At 36.1% G+C, this 24,876-nt stretch carries 23 protein-coding genes, 14 tRNA genes and 1 pseudogene; 5 read left to right on the top strand and 33 right to left on the bottom strand.

Annotated features, from left to right (window positions below; genetic code table 11):
- Nucleotides 1-11 precede the first annotated feature (11 nt).
- The 10 genes from C794_RS05300 to C794_RS05255 all read right to left on the bottom strand — a co-directional run bounded on the left by C794_RS05300 (nt 12) and on the right by C794_RS05255 (nt 8,850).
- Entirely contained in the window at nt 12-722 is a 711-nt protein-coding gene (locus tag C794_RS05300) for a hypothetical protein (RefSeq protein ID WP_017796084.1), read from the bottom strand.
- Nucleotides 723-749: 27 nt separating this feature from the next.
- Entirely contained in the window at nt 750-1,466 is a 717-nt protein-coding gene (locus C794_RS05295; protein WP_017796083.1) for a DUF5058 family protein, read from the bottom strand.
- A gap of 208 nt (nt 1,467-1,674) precedes the next feature.
- Nucleotides 1,675-1,977, bottom strand: coding sequence for a MerR family transcriptional regulator (locus tag C794_RS05290; protein ID WP_017796082.1), 303 nt, complete (start codon nt 1,975-1,977; stop codon nt 1,675-1,677).
- Between the two features lie 404 nt (nt 1,978-2,381).
- Nucleotides 2,382-2,813, bottom strand: coding sequence for a LysM peptidoglycan-binding domain-containing protein (locus C794_RS05285; RefSeq protein WP_017796081.1), 432 nt, complete (start codon nt 2,811-2,813; stop codon nt 2,382-2,384).
- Between the two features lie 288 nt (nt 2,814-3,101).
- Nucleotides 3,102-4,610: a malate dehydrogenase (quinone) gene (mqo, locus tag C794_RS05280; RefSeq protein WP_017796080.1), complete on the bottom strand. Its 1,509-nt coding sequence runs from the start codon at nt 4,608-4,610 to the stop codon at nt 3,102-3,104.
- Between the two features lie 264 nt (nt 4,611-4,874).
- Nucleotides 4,875-6,413, bottom strand: coding sequence for a polyamine aminopropyltransferase (locus C794_RS05275; RefSeq protein ID WP_017796079.1), 1,539 nt, complete (start codon nt 6,411-6,413; stop codon nt 4,875-4,877).
- A 75-nt stretch (nt 6,414-6,488) separates the two neighbouring features.
- Nucleotides 6,489-6,884 (bottom strand): DUF350 domain-containing protein, encoded by a 396-nt coding sequence (locus C794_RS05270; RefSeq protein WP_017796078.1) that lies wholly within the window; start codon nt 6,882-6,884, stop codon nt 6,489-6,491.
- A 15-nt stretch (nt 6,885-6,899) separates the two neighbouring features.
- The gene (locus C794_RS05265; protein ID WP_026133729.1) at nt 6,900-7,511 is read right to left on the bottom strand and encodes a DUF4247 domain-containing protein; all 612 of its coding nucleotides are present in this window, start codon (nt 7,509-7,511) and stop codon (nt 6,900-6,902) included.
- Between the two features lie 63 nt (nt 7,512-7,574).
- Nucleotides 7,575-8,246 (bottom strand): PspA/IM30 family protein, encoded by a 672-nt coding sequence (locus tag C794_RS05260; RefSeq protein WP_017796076.1) that lies wholly within the window; start codon nt 8,244-8,246, stop codon nt 7,575-7,577.
- Between the two features lie 91 nt (nt 8,247-8,337).
- A complete protein-coding gene (locus C794_RS05255; protein ID WP_017796075.1) occupies nt 8,338-8,850 on the bottom strand; it encodes a DUF4178 domain-containing protein in 513 nt (170 codons plus the stop codon).
- A gap of 259 nt (nt 8,851-9,109) precedes the next feature.
- On the opposite strand from C794_RS05255, the gene speD reads away from it, so the two are divergent.
- Entirely contained in the window at nt 9,110-9,490 is a 381-nt protein-coding gene (speD, locus tag C794_RS05250; protein WP_017796074.1) for an adenosylmethionine decarboxylase, read from the top strand.
- Nucleotides 9,491-9,534: 44 nt separating this feature from the next.
- On the opposite strand, the pseudogene C794_RS21350 reads toward speD, so the two are convergent.
- Nucleotides 9,535-9,726 (bottom strand): annotated as a pseudogene (locus C794_RS21350) (response regulator transcription factor); the annotation flags it as partial.
- Between the two features lie 529 nt (nt 9,727-10,255).
- Here C794_RS21350 and C794_RS05240 point away from each other — a divergent pair.
- The 4 genes from C794_RS05240 to C794_RS05225 are packed head-to-tail and all read left to right on the top strand — an operon-like array spanning nt 10,256 to nt 13,149.
- Entirely contained in the window at nt 10,256-10,867 is a 612-nt protein-coding gene (locus tag C794_RS05240) for a TetR/AcrR family transcriptional regulator (protein WP_017796072.1), read from the top strand.
- Nucleotides 10,864-11,718: an ABC transporter ATP-binding protein gene (locus C794_RS05235; RefSeq protein WP_017796071.1), complete on the top strand. Its 855-nt coding sequence runs from the start codon at nt 10,864-10,866 to the stop codon at nt 11,716-11,718. The genes C794_RS05240 and C794_RS05235 overlap by 4 nt, the downstream gene beginning before the upstream one ends.
- Nucleotides 11,715-12,413, top strand: coding sequence for a fluoroquinolone export ABC transporter permease subunit (locus C794_RS05230; RefSeq protein WP_017796070.1), 699 nt, complete (start codon nt 11,715-11,717; stop codon nt 12,411-12,413). Before C794_RS05235 ends, C794_RS05230 begins: the two co-directional genes overlap by 4 nt.
- 10 nt (nt 12,414-12,423) lie before the next feature.
- Complete coding sequence (locus tag C794_RS05225) at nt 12,424-13,149, top strand: hypothetical protein (protein ID WP_017796069.1); 726 nt, start codon at nt 12,424-12,426, stop codon at nt 13,147-13,149.
- 1,073 nt (nt 13,150-14,222) lie between these two features.
- Here the strand turns inward: C794_RS05225 and C794_RS05215 are convergent.
- From C794_RS05215 to C794_RS05105, 22 genes are all read right to left on the bottom strand, one after another.
- Entirely contained in the window at nt 14,223-14,966 is a 744-nt protein-coding gene (locus tag C794_RS05215) for a 3-oxoacyl-ACP reductase family protein (protein WP_017796067.1), read from the bottom strand.
- Nucleotides 14,950-15,570 (bottom strand): hypothetical protein, encoded by a 621-nt coding sequence (locus tag C794_RS05210; RefSeq protein WP_017796066.1) that lies wholly within the window; start codon nt 15,568-15,570, stop codon nt 14,950-14,952. Before C794_RS05210 ends, C794_RS05215 begins: the two co-directional genes overlap by 17 nt.
- Before the next feature lies 1 nt (nt 15,571).
- On the bottom strand, nt 15,572-17,830 hold the full coding sequence (locus tag C794_RS19710; protein WP_017796065.1) for an MMPL family transporter: 2,259 nt from the start codon (nt 17,828-17,830) through the stop codon (nt 15,572-15,574).
- Nucleotides 17,803-19,065: a 1-acyl-sn-glycerol-3-phosphate acyltransferase gene (locus tag C794_RS20130; RefSeq protein ID WP_017796064.1), complete on the bottom strand. Its 1,263-nt coding sequence runs from the start codon at nt 19,063-19,065 to the stop codon at nt 17,803-17,805. Before C794_RS20130 ends, C794_RS19710 begins: the two co-directional genes overlap by 28 nt.
- A gap of 16 nt (nt 19,066-19,081) precedes the next feature.
- Nucleotides 19,082-19,729 carry a 3,4-dihydroxy-2-butanone-4-phosphate synthase gene (gene ribB / locus C794_RS19700; protein WP_017796063.1) on the bottom strand — a complete coding sequence of 216 codons (648 nt, stop codon included), beginning with the start codon at nt 19,727-19,729 and terminating at the stop codon, nt 19,082-19,084.
- A 75-nt stretch (nt 19,730-19,804) separates the two neighbouring features.
- A complete protein-coding gene (locus tag C794_RS05190; protein WP_017796062.1) occupies nt 19,805-20,404 on the bottom strand; it encodes a TetR/AcrR family transcriptional regulator in 600 nt (199 codons plus the stop codon).
- A 91-nt stretch (nt 20,405-20,495) separates the two neighbouring features.
- The gene (locus C794_RS05185) at nt 20,496-20,927 is read right to left on the bottom strand and encodes an SRPBCC family protein (protein ID WP_017796061.1); all 432 of its coding nucleotides are present in this window, start codon (nt 20,925-20,927) and stop codon (nt 20,496-20,498) included.
- A gap of 1,530 nt (nt 20,928-22,457) precedes the next feature.
- On the bottom strand, nt 22,458-23,270 hold the full coding sequence (locus C794_RS19690; RefSeq protein ID WP_230199336.1) for a tyrosine-type recombinase/integrase: 813 nt from the start codon (nt 23,268-23,270) through the stop codon (nt 22,458-22,460).
- Between the two features lie 273 nt (nt 23,271-23,543).
- A tRNA-Leu gene (locus tag C794_RS05170) sits at nt 23,544-23,625 on the bottom strand.
- Nucleotides 23,626-23,629: 4 nt separating this feature from the next.
- Nucleotides 23,630-23,703, bottom strand: a tRNA-Cys gene (locus tag C794_RS05165).
- Nucleotides 23,704-23,711: 8 nt separating this feature from the next.
- Nucleotides 23,712-23,786: transfer RNA gene (locus tag C794_RS05160), tRNA-Gly, on the bottom strand.
- 2 nt (nt 23,787-23,788) lie between these two features.
- Nucleotides 23,789-23,863 (bottom strand) — tRNA-Gln (locus C794_RS05155).
- 25 nt (nt 23,864-23,888) lie between these two features.
- Nucleotides 23,889-23,961: transfer RNA gene (locus C794_RS05150), tRNA-His, on the bottom strand.
- A 5-nt stretch (nt 23,962-23,966) separates the two neighbouring features.
- Nucleotides 23,967-24,040 (bottom strand) — tRNA-Trp (locus C794_RS05145).
- Nucleotides 24,041-24,056: 16 nt separating this feature from the next.
- Nucleotides 24,057-24,140 (bottom strand) — tRNA-Tyr (locus tag C794_RS05140).
- Nucleotides 24,141-24,155: 15 nt separating this feature from the next.
- Nucleotides 24,156-24,228 (bottom strand) — tRNA-Phe (locus tag C794_RS05135).
- A gap of 32 nt (nt 24,229-24,260) precedes the next feature.
- A tRNA-Asp gene (locus C794_RS05130) sits at nt 24,261-24,337 on the bottom strand.
- 9 nt (nt 24,338-24,346) lie between these two features.
- Nucleotides 24,347-24,423: transfer RNA gene (locus C794_RS05125), tRNA-Met, on the bottom strand.
- A gap of 26 nt (nt 24,424-24,449) precedes the next feature.
- A tRNA-Val gene (locus C794_RS05120) sits at nt 24,450-24,525 on the bottom strand.
- Nucleotides 24,526-24,535: 10 nt separating this feature from the next.
- A tRNA-Glu gene (locus tag C794_RS05115) sits at nt 24,536-24,610 on the bottom strand.
- 9 nt (nt 24,611-24,619) lie between these two features.
- Nucleotides 24,620-24,711 (bottom strand) — tRNA-Ser (locus C794_RS05110).
- A 1-nt stretch (nt 24,712) separates the two neighbouring features.
- Nucleotides 24,713-24,787 (bottom strand) — tRNA-Asn (locus tag C794_RS05105).
- Between the last annotated feature and the right edge of the window lie 89 nt (nt 24,788-24,876).

Genomic DNA, 24,876 nt, shown 5'->3' with positions numbered 1-24,876 from the left:
GCCTCCTAAAATTATGCTACTTTATTTTTAAATTTCTTTTTCTCAATTAAAAGTACGATAGAAACAGTGCAAATGATACATAACAGTCCTTTAATTAACGTTGGTATAGAGAGTAGATATAGCAATAAAGCAATCGAAATTGCTATCCCCCCATATAGTGGTTTTTTCAATGCGAATTGTGCAAATATCCCACCAAATATAGAAGGTACAATATAGGGAAACACGGATTTCAAAGACTCGGGAATAATTGAAAGGACATAGGATCCTCCTAAAATAATCATAATTAAAAATATTAAATTTACAATGGAAGCAGCACCAATTGCTAATGCAGCTGCAATTTCTCCTTTTTTAGAACCAGGATCCGTTCCTATTGCATTCTGTGCAGCAGCTGCTGATGGCAAACACATATTTGCGATGTTTCCACTAAGAAATGCCATATATGTTCCCGATACTCCAAGTGTTGGATAATATGAAATTGGTTCGACAAACCAAATTACTCCTACTACAGATGCATATGCCAAAAATCCAGTTAATATTGATTGCCATCCAGGATGATAACCAAGATAAAATGATAAAGTAAAAGGTAAGCTAATGGTTAGTAGGATTACAGTCCAAATGGTTATCCTACCCCAAAAATGAGATCGTTGGTGAAAGATTGACATACTTAATGCCATGGCTGAATTTTCCTCTTCCGTTTCTATGACTCTTCTACTTACTTCCATTCAAAATCATCTCCTCTTTCATCTAAATTACAACATCATATAACTGACAGACAGCCCAACAATAATTGATATTCCTAAGGAGTATTCATTTAACCAATTGAGTTTCTTGAATTTGTTAGCAATTAAAGAGACAAGAATCATCGCGATACCTGATGCAAAAATAACAGCTGCACTCATCACTCCTTTTGCCATTTCATCCATCACAAAATTACTAAAAATACCTAACATAGCTGCTGTCGAGAGGATAATCATGATTGGAAATTCCTTATTTTTATTCTTACTAACAATTTTTGTTTGCATTTTTCCAAGTGACTTTGTAAATAGTGTAACAACTAATAACCAGCCGATACCACCTAAGCATAATACCCACACTACTAATGTAAATACCTCATTGGTAAAGGCTGATGTCCCTAGCTCAACACCTGCAGATGAAGATGCAAGCTGAGCTCCTGTAGCCTCAATCCCTGCGGAGCCAATTATACCGATTCGCATTAAGGTAAGTGGCTCTCCTAGTAAAGCAATTAATGATATTGCAACAATAATAATACCTAATGAAGGACCAATTGCATTTATCGCTCCAACTTTAAGTGCACTCTTAGCTTCCTCTTTCGTCATTCCTACACTAGGACTCGTTTTTAACGCTAATAAAATGAATTTTATTCCTTGAAAAGCTACCACACTAATAACTAATAAAGCGAACAACCATACTATAGGACTATTTGCAAATATCATTGTTGCTTCCACTATAACTCCTCCTTTTTTTCTAGATATAATTAATTTAAGATAATAGTCTAGTAATTTAGTATTATCTAAAGATTCAATTATTTTATTTTATACTTATACATTAAAAAGGATTTCCTATAATACTGCAATTACTTTGTTAGATTTTCTAACAATAAAATTTTTAATTAAAAAATGAGAATCTACCAACCTACAGTTTTGCTACCACATTTTATCGTTGATGAAAATGTGCATTAATCTGACCACGAAGCATCTCTTCCTTAACTTTTTGCTTGTTTTTCTTTTTCAGCATATTATGTTTTATTTCTCTCGTTTGTACACCTTCTTCTCGCTGCTCTGCAATATTCATCAGTGTCTCAATATCAGAGAAGGAGTATTTTCTTGTACCATTTTTCGATCTATCTGGGTAAATTAATCCGCACTCTTCATAATAACGAATTTGCCGTACAGAAAGACCAGTTAATTCATTCACAATCCCAATGGTAATGACTTTTTTATGTTTATATGAGGTCATACTTTTCCTCCTCCATCCATTTGTCATCGACTTTAATTACAAAATTCTCCTTTTATTGTTATATCTCTACATTATATCAAGTATTTTTCTCTACATATGTTAAATCATTAAAAAGGGGTCATTATACATAAATATAAAACAATGTAAATTGAAAATATAACCTTTGTCATGAGGCTAAAACCCTCATAAAAACCTCCCAACTAAAAGTTGGAAGGTTCAGATGTTATCAATATTGTATTGTTTCCTATATCAGTAGAATGTCAAATTATTAACTTAAAGAACTAGAATGAAAGTTCAGATTCAAAAAGTATTACATATTTATCCCAACATAGATTTTATCTTCATAAATCTAGCTAGTAAAGCTATATTATAATAATTAATTATATTTATGAAATAGAATTCACCTAATACTGGACTTGTAATTCTTTTACACCAAATTCTATTGCTTCATCCACATCTGACATATATACATCTAAGTCTCCTTCTGAAACAGCACTTCCCCTATCTTCACAAGTAAATGTATTATCAAAATATGGTATATATACTTTAGTTCCAAATGACATTGATTCTGGACAAGCGATAGTTTGTCCCTCTTGCACTTCTGTACCTGATGCGGTAATACCATAGGCTGGATCACCAGGTTCTTTCCCGGTAGATTCATAGCCTGCTGTATAAGCAGTTACATTGAATTTCTCTCCTTTTGCATCTGGAATCGTAATCGACTGACCAGCAAAAATAATATCCGGATTTGTTATGGATGTATTAAACTCTAATAATGTTGCAACATCAACATTATGTTCCTTTGAGATTTTGGATAGAACATCTCCCGATTGCACCGTATAGTTACTGCTTGCATGTGCTTCGTTTGAAAATAGTACTAATCCTAATGTAATAGTTAGTAGTGTGAGTGATGCTAAATACTTAATGATAAAAACCTCCTATGTGTTTATGTTTATATTTTTTTCTAATATAAATTACGCATAGGAGACTACTTCTTTTAGCCGGCGTTAATAGAATGAAATAAAGATGTAAAGGTAGACAAATCCATCATCTTTATTTGTTATAGGATAGAAAAAGGTCTGTGAAATTAAATCACAGACCTTTTCATATCAACTTTGTTTCTATTATGAAGGTATCATCATAGGCTCTTCGCTCTTTAAACCGAGTGCCTGTTCAATAGATACCTCAATCTTTTTATATAACTCTGGATTCTCAGAAAGTGCTATACCATATGAAGGTATCATCTCTTTGATTTTTGGTTCCCATTCTTGCAAATGTTCAGGGAAACATTTTTTTATTACTTCTAGCATCACATGTACTGCAGTAGAAGCCCCTGGGGAAGCACCTAGTAAAGCTGCCACGGACCCATCCTCACCACAAACAACTTCTGTTCCAAATTGCAGTGTACCTTTGCCTCCATCTTCTGTATCTTTAATTACTTGGACACGCTGGCCAGCTATAACCACATCCCAATCTTTACTTTGTGCATTTGGAATAAACTCCCTCAATTCTTCCATACGCTTTTCATTAGATAAGACAACTTGTTGAACAAGGTATTTTGTTAGCGGCAATTCCTTCATTCCAGCAGAAAGCATGGTAAAAAGGTTATCCGACTTAACAGAATGTATTAAATCAAATAAGGACCCTGTTTTTAGAAACTTTGGCGAAAAACCTGCAAAAGGGCCAAATAGTAATGATTTTTCCCCTTCAATAAACCGCGTATCGAGATGTGGAACAGACATTGGCGGTGCCCCCACTTTAGCTTTACCATAGACTTTAGCATGGTGCTGCTCGATTACGTCGGGATTATTACATACCATAAATAATCCACTAACTGGGAAGCCTCCGATATGCTTGGATTCTTTAATACCCGTTTTTTGAAGTAATGGTAAACTTCCTCCTCCAGCACCGATAAAGACGAATTTAGCAGTATGATATTCAATCTTTTCATCCTTCATATCATGAACTTTTACTTCCCATAACCCTTCACTATTTCGTTTAATATCTTCTACACTATGATTGTAATTCACATCAATTCCTGTTCGATCTAATTCTTGAAACAAAAGACGTGTTAGAGCACCGAAATTAACATCCGTTCCAGAATCAATTTTTGTCGCTGCAATAGGTTCATTTGTGTCTCGATCATTCATAATCAGTGGCATCCACTCTTTTAGCATTTCTTTATCATCTGTGAACTCCATCCCTTTAAATAATGGATGATTCACCAGCGCTTTGAAGCGCTTTCTAAGGAAATTCACATTATCCTCACCTTGTACTAAGCTTATATGTGGTAATGCTCTGATAAACTCTTCAGGATTGCGTATCAACTTACGGTTTACAAGATAAGACCAAAACTGTCTCGAAAGTTGAAACTGTTCATTGATGTTCACCGCTTTATTGATATCGATGGATCCATCTTTTTTTTCGGAAGTATAGTTAAGCTCACATAATGCCGAATGCCCTGTACCAGCATTATTCCATTCATTGGAGCTTTCTTCTCCAGGATTTTCGAGCTTCTCAAATACTCTAATTTCTAAATCTGGTGATAGTTCTTTCAGAAGAGATCCTAATGTAGCACTCATAATTCCAGCACCAATTAAGATAACGTCTGCTTGCGTATGTTTGTTACTCATTTTATCCGTCCTTATCCCCCAAAATTTTAAAACTTAAATAAAACATTAACCCCTTATACCTCCATTATAAACCTATTATTAAAATTTTTTAATATATATGGAGTAAATATAATATTCAGATTTATAAGAATGAATAAAATCCCCTTGTCTACCGTAAAAATTCTAATTTCACTTTCATTAGTTAATAATTTTTTGGACAAAACTCACCAATTTAAAAAGCCCCTAGAAAACAACTAATGTTAAGTGTTTTCCGGGACTTCTAAGTTAATAGTTTTCCCATGCCTTTTCATATATTTGAATCAAGTGTGGATCAATTAGTGTATTTGCTTTTAACTCAAAATTCGGTATCTCTTGATCTTCATCCTTGCCAAACGCAGTTAGTGCTGACATCATATCATTAGTTAGGAAACTTGTAGAAACGGGTATTTCCATTGTATCTAAATCAATTTCCTCACGACTTGCCATGACAAATCCCCAGTTTCCAAAACTTGGTACATCTACATGCAAATTCTCCGTATTCAAATCAGTTGAACTAATCGTCTCTGAAATCGTCCAATATACTTCTCTAGCGAAGACTGGACTTGTCGCTTGAACCATAATCATTCCCTCAGGTTTTAAGTGATTGCGTACTAAGGAGTAAAATTCCTTTGTGTACAACTTATTTAGACTTTCATTATTTGGATCAGGCAAATCAACAAGAATAACATCATACCATTCCGATGTATCTTCTAAAAATTGAAAGGCGTCCATGTTTTTCACTTTTACATTTTCATCCATTAAAGCCCCTTCATTAATCTTTAACAAATGTCGATTTGTATTTGCCAACTCCACAACTGCTGGATCTAAGTCAACGAGAGTTATCTGTTTCACATCTTCATACTTTAAAACTTCCTTAGCCGCAATCCCATCGCCACCACCAAGGATAAGGACATTCTCTGGATTATCTACATTTGCCATTGCCGGATGGACGAGTACTTCATGGTAGCGATGTTGATCGACCGAGCTAAATTGCAAAGATCCATCCAAATAAAGTCGGATATCTTCTTCATCATGTGTAACTGTGATTTTTTGATAACTACTATCTTCCATATGAATAATTGGATCTTGGTACAATTTTTGTTCAAAAGTAAACGCCATTTCTTCACCGAAGAACAACCCTACAATTAACAACACACCAATACCCACTCCAATTACAGCATGTACGATAAAATGCCGAATCTCTTTTCTGAACAGCCATAAGACGATTAATGCAACTGTTAAATTAATCAACCCAACTAAAAATGCTGTTTTGACCATACCAAAATAAGGACGGAATAAGAAGACAAATAATACCCCTCCAATTAAGCCTCCAGCATAATCAGAAAATAACACACGAGCCGTACTTTTATTTAATGTCACACCAATTTCATTTGCTTTACGAATTAAAATGGGTAATTCAACACCTGTTAAGGCACCGACAATTAACGTTATAGAATATAAGTAAAAAGCATCCGTTCCGGCTGGCGCAAAGGCGGTAATACCAAACATAATAAAACTAGAAAAACCACCAATGAGGGCTACACAAAATTCAATCCAAATAAATTTAATGATTAAGTTCCGCATAAACTTCTCACTTAAACTAGCACCTATTCCCATACCAGTTAAGAATAAGGAAATAGTTAGTGTATATTGTTTAACACCATCGCCTAAAATGTACGAACCTAACGCTCCAAATAAAACCTCGAAAATAATACCACAAATGGAAACAATTCCCGAGGACCAATAAATAATCTTACTTTGTCTAACTGCTTTCTCATTCAACATTCATCCACTCCACACCAGAAAAACAATAAAATAATAAACAGCCAAGCAAATACCTGGCTGCGATTTTTCTTATTTTTATGTAATCGATGCCCCGATTACAAACGCTAAGCCAATAGATACTCCTACTGACATAACTCCAACGGCAATATTGTTCTTCTTTAGCTCTTCTTCTACTGAGAAATTTCTTGTGAATAGATCGAATAGCCAATATGCTATCATTTGTAGTACCACACCAACAATACCCCAAATGATCGTATCGGTAAATCTACCACTATTATAGATTGCAAATGATAGAATAATACAGATTCCTACAATCTTTCCAATAACAGATAACGCAACTGCTATATTTCCATTTTTTACTTCTTCCATGTCCTTATATTTACGGGTCATATTCTCAAATATAAATAAACCAGCTAAAACAATAATTATTGCGATAACAAAATAAACTAATGTAGATATGAACAATTCCATATAATCACCTTCCTTTTATTTACCTGTTCCTGGTCCGCCACCTCTAAATGTCGTATTTCCACGGCCAATGCCTCCAGAACCTCCATAGCTTCCCATACCAGAATAGTCCCCATTCGAACTACGATTCCAATTGTTTCCGAACATACTATCTAACAAGCGGATGGAAAAATATGTACCTAAAAAGCTTGGAGAATAATTTCTCCTTACAAATTCCTCACCAGCGACTTCAATTAACAATACTTCTTGGTCCGCTTCGTTTTTACGTAAGGTCACAAAGAAATCATTAAAAATAATGATCTGCTGATCATCCTTCACTTCACTAATCTCTTCCGTTTGGAACTCATTAGAAAGTAGAAGACTTAGCTCTGACAAAGTAAACCTGGTTGTTGCATAAACTTCAGAATTACTCGAGTCACCTTCTATAGTTGTCATCAGCGGAAATGCGTCTTCAATAACATCGTCAATTTCAACATTTTCGTTAGCAGCATTTTCAATTATTTGCTTGATCTCTTGTTTCTGTGGTTCTTCTGGGATATCCGCTGCCATGATTGTCTCATCCTCTGAAGAACACGCTGCTAACAGGATTAACAATAATATCCCTATACATAACACCCATCTTTTACACAAATCAATCCCCCTCCACCTTTAAGAAAGGGCAGCTATTAAAGCACTGCCCTTTTCTAGAACAACTTACTCTTTATTCATTTTGGCTTTTAATGCTGCTAACTCATCGTCAACACCATTCTGTTTATTTAATTCCTCAAACTCATCATCCAAGGATCGGCTTTGGTAAGACATTGCATCACTTGTCTCCGCTTCAGCCTCATAACGCATAACTTTCTCTTCCATTCGTTCAAATCCTTGTTTAGAACTATCACTACCAATAGAAGACATTGTACGATTAATTTTTGTTCTAGTTTTAGCTGATTCTGCACGCGCTTTTAAAGAATCCTTTTTCAATTGCATTTCTTGGTATTCCTTTTTCATTTCATCTAACTTGGATTTAAGAACTTCAGAATCATTTTTCGCTGTTGTCCAAGACTCATTCAAGCTAGTTGCAGTTGCTTCATGCTCTTTCTTATCTTGAAGCGCACGTCGAGCTAAATCATCATTTCCCGCTTCAATTGCTTGCTCAGCTTGTTTCTGACGTTTTTCCATCATAGACTTCGCATCATCAGCTTTGCGCTTCAACATTTTTTCATTGGATATTTGTTTTGCAACAGCAGTTTCTACTTCACGTATATCCTCTGCCATATCACGCATGTATTGATCCAACATTTTCACCGGGTCTTCTGCTTTATCAAGAGCAGAATTTAACTCTGAACTTACCACTGTCTTTACTCGATTAAAAAACTTAAACATATTACTCTCTCCTTCAAATTATATTCAATTTGTATTCATTTTTGTAGTCGTTATGTTATACGAAATAACTCATCGTTATGTTTCATTTATTTTACAATGAACCAGCCATAATTTTAATTTCATAGGATTCGATTGGATAGCCTACGCTTACTTCTACTTCAGATCCCCATACTTCTAAACTGATAAAATTTTCTTCATCTGCATCTGTATACTCTGCATATTCTACTTCAGATCCTTGTAAATTAGCACTTCTTCCTTCACCGATTATTCTAGCAGTACCAGATTCATCAAAATAGTATTTATTCCCATCATGGCTAAGCTCTTTTGGAAATGGCTTAGAAACAGGCAACGTAACTTTTTTATAAATTCCTAATTCCAATTCATCATCCATTTCTGCTGCTAACCAAATTGTATTCTTTCCTTCTAGTAGTTGATAACTATACCATTCATAATTTCCAGATCGATATGTTATTTTCCCAACAACTTCATAATCGACTAAATCATAAGTTACAATGTCTCCAACTTTTATCGTCAATACATCTCTTTCTTTTGGTGCAGGTTCATTTTTCTTGTTTTTAGAAAAAATCCTCGAGAATATCCCCACATTTTCACCCCACATATCTAGTCATTATCACTATTTATAAAAATTATATGAACTTTAATCCTATTATAATTCTAACTGATTGACCTAAAAAATAAAAATTTAAAGATACCTGTAGATCAAATTACTTATATTCAATCCCGTGTTTATCCTTCTTTATTCCTCCACAACTTAACCTGGAAAAATTGCATAAACAAAATAATCGGTTTATACTCATCTATATACTGGTCGTAAATTAATTATGTAAGGGGAAGTTCATCACATGGATGTACTGGGAAGACATATTATTGCTGAATTGTGGGAGTGCAATTTAGATAAATTAAACAATATCGATTTTATTCGAGATACATTTATAAAGGCAGCAGTCATAGCCGGTGCAGAAATACGTGAAGTTGTATTTCATCCATTCGCACCATATGGGATAAGCGGTGTTGTTATTATCTCTGAATCCCATTTAACCATCCATAGTTTCCCAGAACATGGTTATGCAAGTATTGATGTCTATACATGCGGAGATAAAGTAGATCCGAATATTGCAGTAAAATATATTGCAGATGCTCTTGAATCGAGTTTAGGGGAATTTAGAGAAATTCCACGAGGGATGGGACCAGTGAAGCCGAAACCAGTACAAAAAATAAAGTGAAAATAAGTAATACGGCTTCTGTACTTCCCCACATTAAACGATCCTTATAATCCAATATATCCTTGTTTTATTGCTACCGATACGGCTTCTGATCGTGAATTAACACCTAATTTATTATAAATATTTGTTAAGCGCGACTTCACTGTTCTTTCCGCTATACCTAACTCAAAAGCAATTTCTTTGTTTCTATATCCCTTAGCAACTTTAGTGATTATATAAATTTCCTTTTTTGATAATTGTTGATTATTCATTGTGTCATTATTAATACTAAATGAAGCATCATTTATATGCAGTAATTTTTCCATAATCTCTGGTTGGATTAATGTTTCACCTCTAACTGCTGATTCTATCGTTCTCATTCCACTCACCTCTTTACCTTCATATTTCAATTAATCGCCAATCTTCCTTTTTATTACATTACTGCTGGATTTTTCTATTACATAAGTATCGTGGATTTCATATAAGGTTACCTATACCCTTTATCCCTTAAAAACCTCTAATTTGAGGAAGAACTTTCGGAACAACCGATACATTTTTTATAGAAAAAGATTAGACACGCTTAAACTCCTTACGGTATCAAAAGATTAGTAGAAGAAGTATTATAATCACAAAACAGGTATAAAAAGCCTGTCTCTATCCAAACTCCAAAAAACGGCGATAGTAGCTGATTTGAAATAATATCAAAATCTTCTTTACATTTTCCATAATCAGTTATATTATATGAATTAAAAATAATAATATTCATATATTCAAGAAGGTGAGAAAATGGTTAAAGGTTTTAGTAAACAAGAGAAACAAATAATCTATAGCAAATTAATTTTAGAAGGAAAAAAATTGTTTAGTGTTTTTGGACTCAAGAAAACTAGCATTTCTCAGCTTACGAAAGCAGTTGGGATTGCGCAAGGGACGTTTTATCAGTTTTTCACATCAAAGGAAGAGTTGTTTTTTGACATTTTAGAGGAAGAGGAAAAGGAAATAAAACAGAAATTGCTGGACAAAATTGGTGAAGAGCCTATGACACGGAAGGCTTTTAAGGACATGCTTTTATTCGCGTACTCAATGATCGATCAACATCCAATTATTAAAAGCCTTTTTCAAGAAGAGAGTATGGAACATCTTGTAAGAAAGTTACCTCCAGAAAGATTCCAGCAGCATTTTGAAGAGGATGAATTTGTACTGACCCCATTGTTAGAAAAATGGCAAAGGAGTAATGTGTTAATTGACAAGGATCCAGCTATCATCACAGGTGCGATTCGAGGCTTTTTCATGATGTTACTTCACAAACAGGAAATTGGTGAGGAAGTTTATCCAGAAGTTGTTGATTTACTTGCCGAGTGTTTATCGGCGGGGTTTGTTAGAGAGGGGAACGACAGATGATCAGTGTGAAAAACCTCGTTTACCGATATCCAAGTAAAAAGGAAGATAGTATTAAAAGTATATCGTTTACTGTGAACAAAGGAGAAATTTTTGGTTTCCTTGGTCCTTCTGGTGCAGGAAAAAGTACGACTCAGAAAATCCTTATCGGTATCTTAAAAGGGTACAAGGGAAGTGTAATGATAGATGGATGTGAATTAAAGACACTTAATTCTTCCTATTATGAACGAATTGGTGTTGGGTTTGAATTTCCAAATTTTTATCAGAAGTTTTCTGGGCTGGAGAACTTAAAATTTTTTAGTCGGCTATACAAGAATAATACCCAGGATCCGATGGAGTTGTTAAAAAGTGTTGGTTTGAAGGAAGCTGCTGATGTAAAGTTTGGCAATTATTCAAAAGGGATGAAAATGCGCTTGAATTTTTGTCGTGTCTTACTAAATAACCCAGACATTATGTTTCTCGACGAGCCAACGTCAGGTTTAGATCCAGTGAATGCAAAGAAGCTAAGGGAACTCATTCAAGCAGAGAAATACAAGGGGAAGACGATTATTATCACCACTCACAATATGCTGACCGCGGAGGTACTATGTGACCGTGTTGCCTTTATCGTAGATGGAAACATTTCATTAATTGATTCTCCTAAACAATTAAAAATTGTGAACGGAGAAAAAGAGTTAAACGTCGAGTACCGTGATAGAGAATCCGTTAAGAATGAGGGATTCTCGCTGCACCGGTTAGGTGAGAATGCTAGATTCCAAGAGATTCTAAAAGGTTATGAGATTATCACGATGCATACCAAGGAAGCAACCTTAGAGGATATTTTTATACAAACGACAGGTAGAAAGCTTATATGAGAATAATCGAGTTGTTCCAGATGGATGTAAAATTTCAATTACGCCACGGTTTTTATTATGCTTATGCCCTTGTCACTATTTTTTATATCGGCGTACTCTTACTCATCCCAGAAGCCTATGTACAAACAGCTTCTATTCTAATTGTGTTCACTGATCCATCAGTTTTAGGCTTCTTCTTTGTTGGTGGTCTTGTCCTGCTTGAGCGCGATCAATCGATTTTTAGTACATTATACGTCACACCGTTGAAGATTCACGAGTATTTAATTAGTAAAGTAATGTCGTTAACGCTTCTCGCAGCAGTTACTAGCATAGTTTTATTCATTGTGATTCATCAAAGTTCATTTCATGTTGTGCCGTTTTTACTTGCGGTCATACTTTGTTCAATGTTTTTTACGTTGTTAGGAATTAACTTGGCTGTTCGAGTAAAGTCAGTCAATGCGTTTCTATATACGTCCCCACTTATTGTGATTGTGTTTTATTTGCCATTAGTCGATTATATTGGAATTTTCGATACACCTATTTTTTTCATTTTGCCAACCCAAGCAATATTGCTCTTGATGGAATCAGCGTTTAGAGGAGCACCGATAGGAATCTATCTGTACTCTGTTGCCGTATTAGCAGTTTGGATTGGTCTAGTGTACCTATGGACATATCAATCATTTCAACAATTTTTAAAAAATAAATGCTTTACTTAGGGGGAAGCATATGATTAAAAAGGTTGTCGTACTATCGATTGGCGATTGGAAGAATATTCGTAGGGATCCGTTACTCATTTTTTCGATGTTCGGAATTTTACTATTGGCTTCACTTGTTCGATTTGGTCTACCAAAGCTTGATACACTGATTGATACACATACAACGTTTGAATTAACACAGCATTACCCTCTAATTGTTAGCTTGGTGTTACTGATGACACCACTGATGATTGGCTTGCTATATGGATTTGTCATATTAGATGAACGAGATGAGGGCGTGTTACTTTATTATGCTGTAACGCCGTTAACGAAGGTTGGTTATCTGTTTTGCAGATTACTACTACCAATGATCATAACATTCCTTCTATCGTTTATCGTCATCCTGATTCAAGGGGTGGCTGAATGGCAGATTATTACGTTTGTTCCGATTGCATTATTACTAGCACTGCAAGCACCACTGATTACGATGCTGATGGCCAGTCTTGCTTCTAATAAAGTGGAGGGTTTAGCCCTTGCCAAAGTGATTAATCTGTCTATACTGGCTCCATTGATTGATTATGCAATTTCAAATCCACTATCAAAAGTGATGATGATTTTGCCGATGTATTGGCCAGCATATACGTTTATCTTAATAAGTCATAATGAGGATTGGATTCATGCTTTCCTGATAGGTATAGTTATTACTATCGCGTGGTTCGTCATGTTGAATCAATTATTTCAAAAGAAGATAGGGTAAGGGAGTTAAGAGATAGATTACTATTTTTAGCTTGTCGATTATCTTAAACAACGAGCTATGAGCTATGTTAATTAATTATTGTTGATTCTATGAAATACAGAGGAACTCTTAGAGTTCCAGCTGTAATAGCTAATGAATTTCATCACAATATCTGTTTTTTTGGATCACAGCACAGGAACATTGTTTTTAGAGCCAAATTAAAAAACTCGCAAACTATATATTAAGGTTTACGAGCATAAAATAGTTTTTTAAAAGGCTAGATCCCTTGCTAAAGGACCTGAACATTGATATCCAAATCGTCAATTAAAAGTTTGGACAATTTTTTAAAGGCAATAAAACCACTCTTTAGTTTTTTGGTAATCCTATGGATTTATGGATTAGTACGACGACTCAACCCCTTATTGGACAATATTTGAGCAAAAGAAAAAGACTGAACCCGTATTGAATTCAGCCCGAATTTTTTTTGATTTAGGATTGAACACCCTATTGGATGATGATTGAAAAACATTATCGAATGCTTTCCCTGCTGTTCTCTTCGTCCTCTTCTAACTCAGAAACCAACTAAGTTCAATCAGGGATTCGCTTCCTAGATAGTTTGAAGTAAAAGCATTATTCTTTTTGGATTTCTTCTGTTCTCAGTCATTTTCCATTCATCACCTTTCACTCATTTCGCTTTATTAATATAGTTGAAGTAAGCAATGTTTTCCACTAGGATAGCTCCCATCTCAGCATCTGCATACAAAATGATAATCATTAAAAAACTTAATCCCTAATATTCTTTTATTTGGATTTTCCAAATAATCTTCTTGAAGCATTATGAGCCGCTTGAAATATAGTCAATAGTTTTGTTTGCTTTATTTTAATTCTTTTCTTCAGGAAAAAGGATGGAATCCTAATTGAATCCAGCCTGTAATCCGATCAATCCTAAATAAATATTGAATTATGCTTAAAACAAAACTTTGTCACAAACGTTTTATTGGAATATAGACCTCTTCTTTTTTGTCCGTTACATACTTAAAGAAAGTCAACGTTATTAAGAATAAGATTATTTTTTTATACATGTTAACCTCCTTTTAAAAACGAATTCCTCCATCAGCCCGAATGACTTCACCATTTACAAAATCACTTAAATCAGATGCAAGAAAAAGAGCTACACGAGCTATTTCTGCTGGCTCGCCGGGTTTTTCCAGCAGTATTGCGTTTAATTTATAGTCTCGTTCTGACACAGGTATCTGTTTCGACATATCGGTTACGACAACACCGGGAGCGATAGCATTCGACCAAATACCTTTTCCACTATATTCTTGAGCAATCGCTCTCGTTAATCCAATTATCCCTGCTTTGGAAGCAGCATAATTAGCTTGACCTTTGTTGCCGGCCAGACCCGATAATGAAGACAGATTGATAATTTTTCCGTATCGTTGTTTTATCATCTTTCTTAAAGCGTACTTAGAAGTCAAAAATGGGGCCGTCAAATTCGTCTCTATAACTTGATGCCATTCCTCTAACTTCATATTTATTAGGAACTTATCCCTTGTTATGCCGGCATTGTTTACCAGGATATCTATTCGTTTATATTGATTAACAGTGAAATCAATTAATTCTTTAACAACCTCTTCCTTGCTGACATCTCCTCTAAATATAGAAGCGGTTCCATCCATAGATATGATTTCTTCATATATACTTGTAGCCTCTGTATCGTTATGAACATAGTTCAGTACAACTTTTGCTCCCTCTTTAGCAAAAAGCAAAGCGATGTCTCGCCCTATTCCTCTGGAGGCTCCTGTTATGATAGCCACTTTATCTTGTAGTAACATTGTATTCATCCTTCTTTACACATCTATTGATAATTTCCTGTAATTCATTTGTTTGGATGAAGTTCAAAGGGTCTAGTCGCTTTGTAAAAATTACCCTCCCCCCTAAATCACCGATAAAGAAAGCGATGGTTTCCACTGTAGATTCTACATATATGGAAGATTCCTTATTGAATTCACTTTTTTTATAATGATAAGCGGTATGTGCTAAATCATTTAATTCATCAAACAACCAATCAAATGGACTATATGTACCCTTAATTGTAGTACCGTCATTCTCTTTATTTGAGAATTCATTAGTTTGTTTATCGTCCACTTCTTCTACAAACATAACTGTCTCGATAACTTCATCTGGATCAGGTAAAGTACTTACCACCGTGCCACCTTTTTGTACAAATTCATAAATTTGCTCCTTTTGTTCACAAGTGGGTAGTAACCCTTTGAATTGCAAAGCAGGGGGAAAAGACCTATCCTTTTCCCATTGCTCTCTTTTGGAACCATTAGCATTTACGACAATAATACTTTCTGAAGACATATTGTCTATATTGGTTTCTTTTGTGACGGGTACCGTTCCTGAAATTTTGTCAAAACCAACTGTATAGATCATACTACTCTGCCTCCCTTTTTAAGACCTGACGATCTCCATAATCCGTATATGTTTTCTTTTTAAATGGGAGCCACCAGTTAGCTCTACCCATTAACTTCATCAATGTAGGTACTAATATTGTTCTTACCAGTGCTGCATCTACAAAGATGGCAAATGCAAGACCTAAGCCAATTTCCGCAACGGTTCTGACTTCGACTATGGCAAACGCACCAAATACTACAATCATAATTAGTGCTGCACCATTAACTATTTTCGCTGTCTCAGAGATTCCTTTTATAATACTTTCATTGTGACTCACTCCAGAGTCATGCAATTCCTTCATACGGCTAATAATGATAACTTCATAATCCATGCTCAGACCAAACAAGACCGCAAATAGCACGACAGGTGTGACAGAATTTATTGTTTGATCGACATCTGCTGTAAACGAGAAACCATTTTGGAATACGAATACTAACAAACCGACACTTGCTAAGGTAACAATTGCATTCAGCACAATTGCTTTAATTGGTATCAAGATAGATCTGAAAGTAGCTATGAGAATAATGAAACTCACACCAAATATCGCCAGAATTATATAAGGAATATTCTCGATGACTTTATCATCAAAATCTACTCCAACGGCCGTTTCTCCACCCACCAATACGGACAATCCATCTGTTTGAACCGCATCTACTTCCGAACGAATATCTCTTACCAGGTCATGTGTTTGTTTGGTATCTGCAGCTTCGATTGGTGACACCAGTATAATAGAAGTCGATTCACCATTATCTATATTCACGAGATTTTCCATAGGCTTCGTTACTTCATTTGGCAATTCCTCTATATTCTCAAAGAAGGACTTATAGTCACTTACTGCCCAATCTTCTTCCCAATTCGTAATACTGGTTACTTCTTCAACACCGTCCAGGCTTTCAATATTAGAAGTTAATTCATCTATACTTTCTATGTTTTTAGGGTCTAGTACCGATTCATCTGAATGCACAATAACTTCTATCGGAAAAATATCCCCTTGTTCAAAACTAGCAGTTAAAACTTCGAATCCTTCTCTTGATGGTTCTGATTCAGGTATGCTTGTTGCACTTGCCACCGGCACCTGCATATTAACTTGTAAGGCAGGCCATACCATGATGAGTAGAACTACGATAGCTGGTAACGAGAATACAACAGGTTTTTTAATTACCTTCGCAATAAACGAGTCCCATTTATCCCCATTTTCTGTCTTTTTGCCTTTTGATAACTTACCCCAATTGATTTTTTCTCCCATTAACATCAGTATTGAAGGTAGCAATGTCAAAGAAGTCAGGATAGCGAATATAACTACAATCACGCCACCCAAAGCAATTGAATTGAATATCATCATATTCGGAATAAATAGAGCTGCTAAACTGATGGCTACGGTAATACCAGAGTAGAATACCGCTCTACCTGAAGTCTCTACCGAAATTTTAACTGCATCGGATACCGAATGAGACTTTAATTCATTTTTAAAGCGACTGACAATAAACAGTGCATAATCAACTACAACTCCCAAACCAATCATACTTATAATATTGAAAGTTAGGATATTCAATGTGTACTGCTGCCCGATAAAGTAACATACAGCCATTGTGTTAACTAGAGCAAAAGCTGCAACGATGAGTGGAACTGCTGCAGAAGCTACTGTCCTAAACACTAAAAGTAAAATGACAACCATGATTGGTATTGCGATCATCTCTGCTTTAACTACTTCTTTCTTCGTTACATCATTCAGTCCATAGGTTAGAGCTGGACTACCGGTTAACTCCGTATAGAACCCGCCTTTATTTAGAGGTTCTAATTTTTCTTGTAATACAGGAGCTGTGTTGGTTGCCTCGTCTTCTGTACCCGACAACCCTATTAATAGGTATGTTGTATTTTTATCCTTCGAAATAAATTGTTCACTTTCATCGTCGTAATAAGTTGTAATTTCTTCTACATGTTGGACATCGCTAATTTCTCCTGCGATTTCTTCTATATGCTCTCGATAGCTGTCATTTTCGATGGTCAACTCATTATTATTTACTACTACAATCGCATTTTGAGCATACCTATTTGAAAACTCCTCAGATACTAATTCCTTCCCTATCATTGAATCACTTTCTGGATCATTAAATCCTCCAGCCGATAATATACCTGGGAATTGCAAAGCAAAGTATGCACCAGAAAGCAAAAGGATTATCCATGCTGTAATAATCTTCTTTGGGTGGGCAGTCACCCATTTTGATAGTTTAGAAAACATTTATTTATCACCTTTTCTTCGATTTGAAATTCTGGATCAATCCTCATAACCATCGCAATGGCCTCTACTTTTCTTCGAGCATCAACAAGCGTTTTAGTCGGCAATTCCGAGACTAGCTCCAATAAGGCTATCTTGGCTTGTTCTGGCCTGCCATTATTTAGTAATGCTTTGGCATAACCCATCATTATATACACTTCTTTACCTAACTCGTTAGCCTTCTCATATAATTCAAGTGCCTTCTCATGGCTTCCGCCAATAAATTGAGGCATTTCCATATACCATACCGCCAACGCATAATAGTTAGATGCGTGAGTTGGGTTCTCTATGATGGACCTTTCCAATATCTTTCTACCTTTCATTAACAGAAAAATTTTCTTCGGTGCCATCTTGCTGTTTAAGCCGATCCTTCCAATTGCCCTGGATTTTTCAAAAAGTGCTATTGGATGGTTTGGTCGCACCTTTAATACTTGATCACAAATGTAAATTACTCGTTTGTGTAATAAATTAGGGGAGAGTGAATCTTTTGGATACGCTCTTATTCCTCTTTCGTTCCATTCATAAGCTACCCTTAACATTTCCTCCACCAATAAGGATTCTTCACTTGGTAAATCTCGGATGAAGCGATCTTCATCGTTTGATAAAGATTTTATGGAATTCATTACTCGTTTCATGTAGATATCCAGTTTGTTTTTGTCCCTATTTCTCTCTAACAGGATTGGCTCTCCTATTTGTATTTTTGCTTTTCTGAGGCTTGGTAGTAGTTTCTTTCTCGGTAAAATATCAAAAGCTCCCTCTATACCTACAGGTACAATTGTTACATCTGCAGCTAAAGCCATTCGTATTGCTCCTTGTTTTCCCTGATATATTTTACCTGTCGGACTTCTTGTTCCTTCCGGATAAATACAAATTATTTCCCCTTCTTTTAGTTTGCTTACTACCGCCTTAAAAGCCGTGATATCAGTTGCATCTCGATTTAATGGAATAGTTCCCATAGACATATGCCATTTCCGAGAAAGATAAGTATCAAAAGCTTCTTTTTTGGTTAGAAATAAAACTTGTTGCTTCATGTAATAATTCACAACAGTAAAGATAAAAAAGTGATCGAAGTAACTTGAATGATTTGGAACAATAATATATGGTCCTTTTTTAGGTAAATTCTCAATCCCAAAGACTTGCTTTATGAAAAAATTCTTACTGATAAACACTATGAGTGACTTAATAAGACGTTCAATCATTTTCATACACCCTCATTTAGATGTTAGTCATTACTTTCTCACGAACATCGTATTTTTCTCGATACTCCTTCAAATACTCAATGGTGATATAAGGGATATTGAATAGTCTCCTCATGCTAAACAAATCTGATTGTCTTGCCATACTTCCATCTGGTAAAATAACCTCTACAATAACTGCCGCTCTTTTACATCCAACTAATTTTGCCAAATCGGTCGATGCTTCAGTGTGACCACTTCTGGCAAACACCCCATCATCTTCTGCAATTAGAGGAAACACATGACCAGGTCTTACAAAGTCATTCGGTGTGCTATCTTCGGAAACTGCCAACTGTATCGTCTTAGCACGATCCCAAGCCGATATACCAGTTGTCACCCCATGCTTTTCATGGGCATCAATTGAAACAGTAAATGCTGTTTGATAAATCTCCGTGTTATTTTCTACCATTAGTGGAAGGTCAAGTCGTCGAGAAATATCTTTTGATATTGGCATACACACTAAACCTTTTCCATGTGTAATCATAAAGTTTACGGATTCAGGAGTGATTAGTTCTGCTACACCAACCAAATCCCCTTCGTTTTCCCTACCTTCATCGTCAGATACAATAACAAGACCCCCTTTTCGCAAAACATCTAATGCGTTTTCAATCGAATCAAACTTTTCCATACTGCCCCTCCTAAAAGTGGGTGACCACTCACCCATATTTTTTTTAATAATAAAGGAAAGGATTTCTCCTTTCACTTAATTAATAGCTTTGCAAGATAATCCATTTTGAATTAGGTTTACTAAAAACTCCACTTTCTCTTCTTTAGATACATTTTCAAGCAAGGGTTTTGCCTGTAAACTTGGTATAAGCATAGTTACCATAGATAGTATCAAATATCCCGCTTCTTCGGGGTAAGGTGTGTTGAATGTGCCTTCTTTAACCCCTTGTTTAACAATATTACAAAACGGCTGCTCTAAATCTTTAAATAAAGCATGTACTTCATCTTGGAAATCAGGATTATTTTGAAATTGGTATCTCGACCACAAAATGAGGAATGGCAATCCCTCTTCTTCGAGCCTGAATAACAATTCCATACAAACTTTCAATTTTTCTAAAGGCGTAACCTCAAGATTTAACACATTCTTGGATGATTCGTTAAATAGATCAACGACTGTTTGCATGGTAGCTAAATACAGTTCTTTTTTCGTTTTAAAATACAGATATATCGTACCTTTTCCTATACCTGACATAGTAGCTATTTCATTTATGTTCGAGTTATCATACCCCTTCTCGGCAAATTCTCTCGCTGCAATTTCAATTATTGTTTGCCTTCTCAATTCTTTTTCATTTTTCATTCTGATTTCCTCCTGGAGATGAGTGACCGGTCACCCATATATAGAATTTAAATCATTCTGACTTTTAAGTCAATACTCTTTTTGAAGTTTTCTAATAATTTTCCAATTTACTCTTTAGGACTAACAAATTTTGATAAACAGCTTTTTGTAAATTATTTTTGGCTAATTGCAATGGGAAATAGCTAATCTTTGAAGGGGATAATCGTGCTTTGTTGTTTAATAAAGTTTGGCTTCCATCGACACTCAGCGTATACTCCATCTCGTAGGGAAACCAGTCGCCTTTAATTACCATTACCAGTTTTTGGTTGGGTATAGAACTTTCCAGATAACCTTCTTCGTATTTGGGGCCGCTAGATTTCCTGTATATGCCGTATAGCTCTTTACCTGCTCCGTTTTTCTTTTTCAACTTTTTCACTTCTGAAACTGCATAATTCCATTTAGAGAAGTTTTCGACTTTGCTTAAATATTCATATACCGCAGAAACATCTGTATTGATTCTGAGACTATTTTGAAACTCCACCATCCGTTCTTTCACCTCCATTTCTTGTCATTATTTTTACCATAACTTAAACGGATTTTAACATAAGGGATTTACTTCTACAACAGGGAAATTTGCCCAATTGTCTCGCTTTAATAAGAAATAAATAACATTTTTCCTCCAATAATCAATTAAAGTTTCTTTTGCTATTGGTTTACTTTATTCTTTTCAAAGTGATACATAAATGTTCCCTTTGTTGTCTCTAGGCTGTTGACTTCTTAAAGGAGGACCACCCCTTTAGCTTTTGGCCGAGCGTTTCGGGGTGGTTTTCTCTTCCTTTAAAAATGTCATTAACTTGTTTTAAAAATCCATAAGGAACCTTAACTTATATAGAGACACTTTCTCATTCCGGTAAGCCCTTTTCGATTATACACTTACCATTATCTCTTATTTTTTATCATTTTATTTTCGTCTACTATATGTCTCTGTTACTTAGTCGTTCTCTTCCCCAAATCCCTTTCCATCCATACTCCTCCAAAGCTCCACCCACTCTTTTACGCCCCAAGGCAATGTTATTAAGTTCTTCCCTAAAACCCCCGTTTTTCGCCCTCTTTTTTCCGTTCTGGCTTGTATCGAATATTCTGCCATTGTAACTAAGTCTTTCCCCCGAATTGGGGAGTATTAAAAGAACCCAGTTATGACAATTGATAGAAGAGCAAAGCAAAGAAAAGAGAGGAAAGAACTCTTTTGTCCCCCTCTCTTGCTTCTATTATCCCGGGTTCCTATTTGGAAAAACCCGAGAAATTATTGGATTAGACCCCGAAATCGGAGAAGTATTTTAACGGAATTGATGTCGGAGGCGGAAATGTTTATTTTAATTAGGAGATTTATGTTTTAATTAGACAATTCCTGTTCAGCACTAATAAAAACCTACAAAATTTCACCCTTCAAACCCGCATTCCACCGTTTCAGTGATAATAGAAATTTACAACAGATCCCGCTTTTTCTCACCTTTTGATTCACGTTTTTCTGTAAAACTTTATTATTTGATGATAATAAAGTTTTACAACTCACGCTTTTTTCACGTTTTTATTCTTATTTTTTGGCTGTTTTGTAGTTTCTATTGTTAGTTGTAGGTTTTTATTGTTTGGTTACAATTCCTGTACAACCAAAATAAACTCTTCCCAAACCTCCCCCCTCCAACCCGCATTCCACCGTTCGAGTTAAAATAAAGTTTTGCTACGGAACCCCCATTTTGGACGTTTTTTGGTTCAAAAATGGATGTTTTTGGGCTCTATTTCACCTGTTTTTTCAACATTTTTTCCGTATTTGGAATAAAGTTTTCCGATAATGTTGCGTAATGGAAACACTAGAAAACCGAGAAAAGACAAGGGATGAACATGAAAAAGACCCTGAAATCGGAAATGTTTATTTTCACGAAATCGGGGTCTTAATCGGAAATGTTTATTTTGATTGAGAGATTTACTTTTTAATTAGACAATTCCCTCTCCTGCCTATTTACACACTCAATATGCATGATCTGTGGGAACATATCTACCGAATTAAAATAGATTTTTATGGACTAAATTTTGAATGTCCTTCTTGAACCTCACTACTGAATAAATTAACGTAGACCTTTATCACTTCCAAAGTAGAATGTCCCAAAATTGCCTGCAATTGAAAAGCATTAGCACCATTCATAACACTTAATTTTGCAAATGTGTGACGAAAAGTGTGAGGGGAACAACGTACATTCTTTATTTTTGCCACTTCACCATAGTATTTAATTCTATTCTGTATTTGTCTCTTGCTCATCGGTGCATCATCTTGTGTAATAAATAAATAATCGTTCTCTATTTGTCCTCTAATAGATACATATTTTTTAAGTTGATCTATCATTTTATTCTGAATGGGTACAAACCTTTCATAGCCACCTTTTGTTTTTGTTATACGAACTACCTTCTGTGACCATATAATATCAATAACCTTTATTCCAATAAGTTCATTCGCTCTAACGCCGGTTTCCAACAACAAAAGCATAATAGTTTTATCCCTATATCCAACAAAAGTTCGAAGGTCACAAGCATTGAATAATGCTTTAATTTGTTTCTTATCAAACGTTTCAACGATTCTTTTTCGATCTTTTAACAGCTTAATATCTTTCATTGGGTTTACTTTAATATAGTTTTGCGACTCTAAAAGATTAAAAAAAGATCTTAATGCACGCAGACGTGAATTTATACTAACCGCCTTTATACCCTTTTCTTTCATATACATTACGACATGTCGCTTAATAATCTCATTAGTTATTTCATAAGGAGACAGATTTAAGCCTTGTTCATTTAATATTTTTCTAAAAGTTGTAAGTTCGCTACGATAATATTTTATTGTATGTTCTCTTAGATTTTTATACTGGCAATCCCAATAAATACCTCTAATAGTTCATCAAAAGAATACTCAATTGCTTCTGGATCATCTAAAACAACCCTTAGCTCATCCTTACTTAAATCCCCTCTTCTTTCACCCTTGCGTTTTCCTGCAATTTCTCATTTTTCCTTCTAGTCATTTTACTTCCTAAATCGTGCGAAATGGGCAATAAAAAAAGAGCCCTCACAACTGTGAGAACCCTTGATCTTAAAGGCTTTTTCCCGCTTATTCTGATACCGGTGGTCGGGGTCGAACCGACACTCCGTAAGGAACACGATTTTGAGTCGTGCGCGTCTGCCAATTCCGCCACACCGGCATATTGGAGGCGGTAACCGGATTTGAACCGGTGATAAAGGTTTTGCAGACCTCTGCCTTACCACTTGGCTATACCGCCACTGCCTCTGGAGCGGAAGACGGGATTCGAACCCGCGACCCCCACCTTGGCAAGGTGGTGTTCTACCACTGAACTACTTCCGCAATGGCTGGGCCACCAGGATTCGAACCTGGGGTACACGGGATCAAAACCCGATGCCTTACCGCTTGGCTATGGCCCAATCACTATATTGAAATTTAAAAAAGGGCGACCGGTGGGGATTGAACCCACGAATGCCGGAGCCACAATCCGGTGCGTTAACCACTTCGCCACGACCGCCATATTGGCAGGGGTAGTAGGAATCGAACCCACATCAAAGGTTTTGGAGACCTTCGTTTTACCATTAAACTATACCCCTAAATATTTATTAAAAATGGTGGAGGGGGGCAGATTCGAACTGCCGAACCCGAAGGAGCGGATTTACAGTCCGCCGCGTTTAGCCACTTCGCTACCCCTCCGTAAAAATAAAAAAGTGGCTCGGGACGGAATCGAACCGCCGACACAAGGATTTTCAGTCCTCTGCTCTACCGACTGAGCTACCAAGCCATATGTTGTTTCTATAAACTAATTAATTTAGATGGCGGTCCGGACGGGACTCGAACCCGCGACCTCCTGCGTGACAGGCAGGCATTCTAACCAACTGAACTACCGGACCATTATTATTTGGTTGCGGGGGCAGGATTTGAACCTGCGACCTTTGGGTTATGAGCCCAACGAGCTACCAGACTGCTCCACCCCGCGATATGAGGAATACTATATTATATATATGGTGGAGGATGCAGGGCTCGAACCTGCGACCCCCTGCTTGTAAGGCAGGTGCTCTCCCAGCTGAGCTAATCCTCCACATTATTATTGGTGACCCGTACGGGATTCGAACCCGTGTTACCGCCGTGAAAGGGCGGTGTCTTAACCGCTTGACCAACGGGCCATTGTGTAATGGCGGAGAGCGAGGGATTCGAACCCTCGAAGCCGCGGTAGCGGCTTACACGATTTCCAATCGTGCTCCTTCGGCCTCTCGGACAGCTCTCCATGGCTCCACAGGTAGGATTCGAACCTACGACCGATCGGTTAACAGCCGATTGCTCTACCACTGAGCTACTGTGGAATGATCCATAAATAATGATATTTATCTTTCATCGCTTGTCCTTAAAGGCAAACCCGGAATATAATTAATATCGCCTGGCGGCGTCCTAC

The sequence above is a fragment of the Oceanobacillus kimchii X50 genome, assembly GCF_000340475.1.
In the GTDB taxonomy this organism is placed as follows: domain Bacteria; phylum Bacillota; class Bacilli; order Bacillales; family Amphibacillaceae; genus Oceanobacillus; species Oceanobacillus kimchii.
This window is presented reverse-complemented; position numbering and strand designations above follow the sequence as displayed.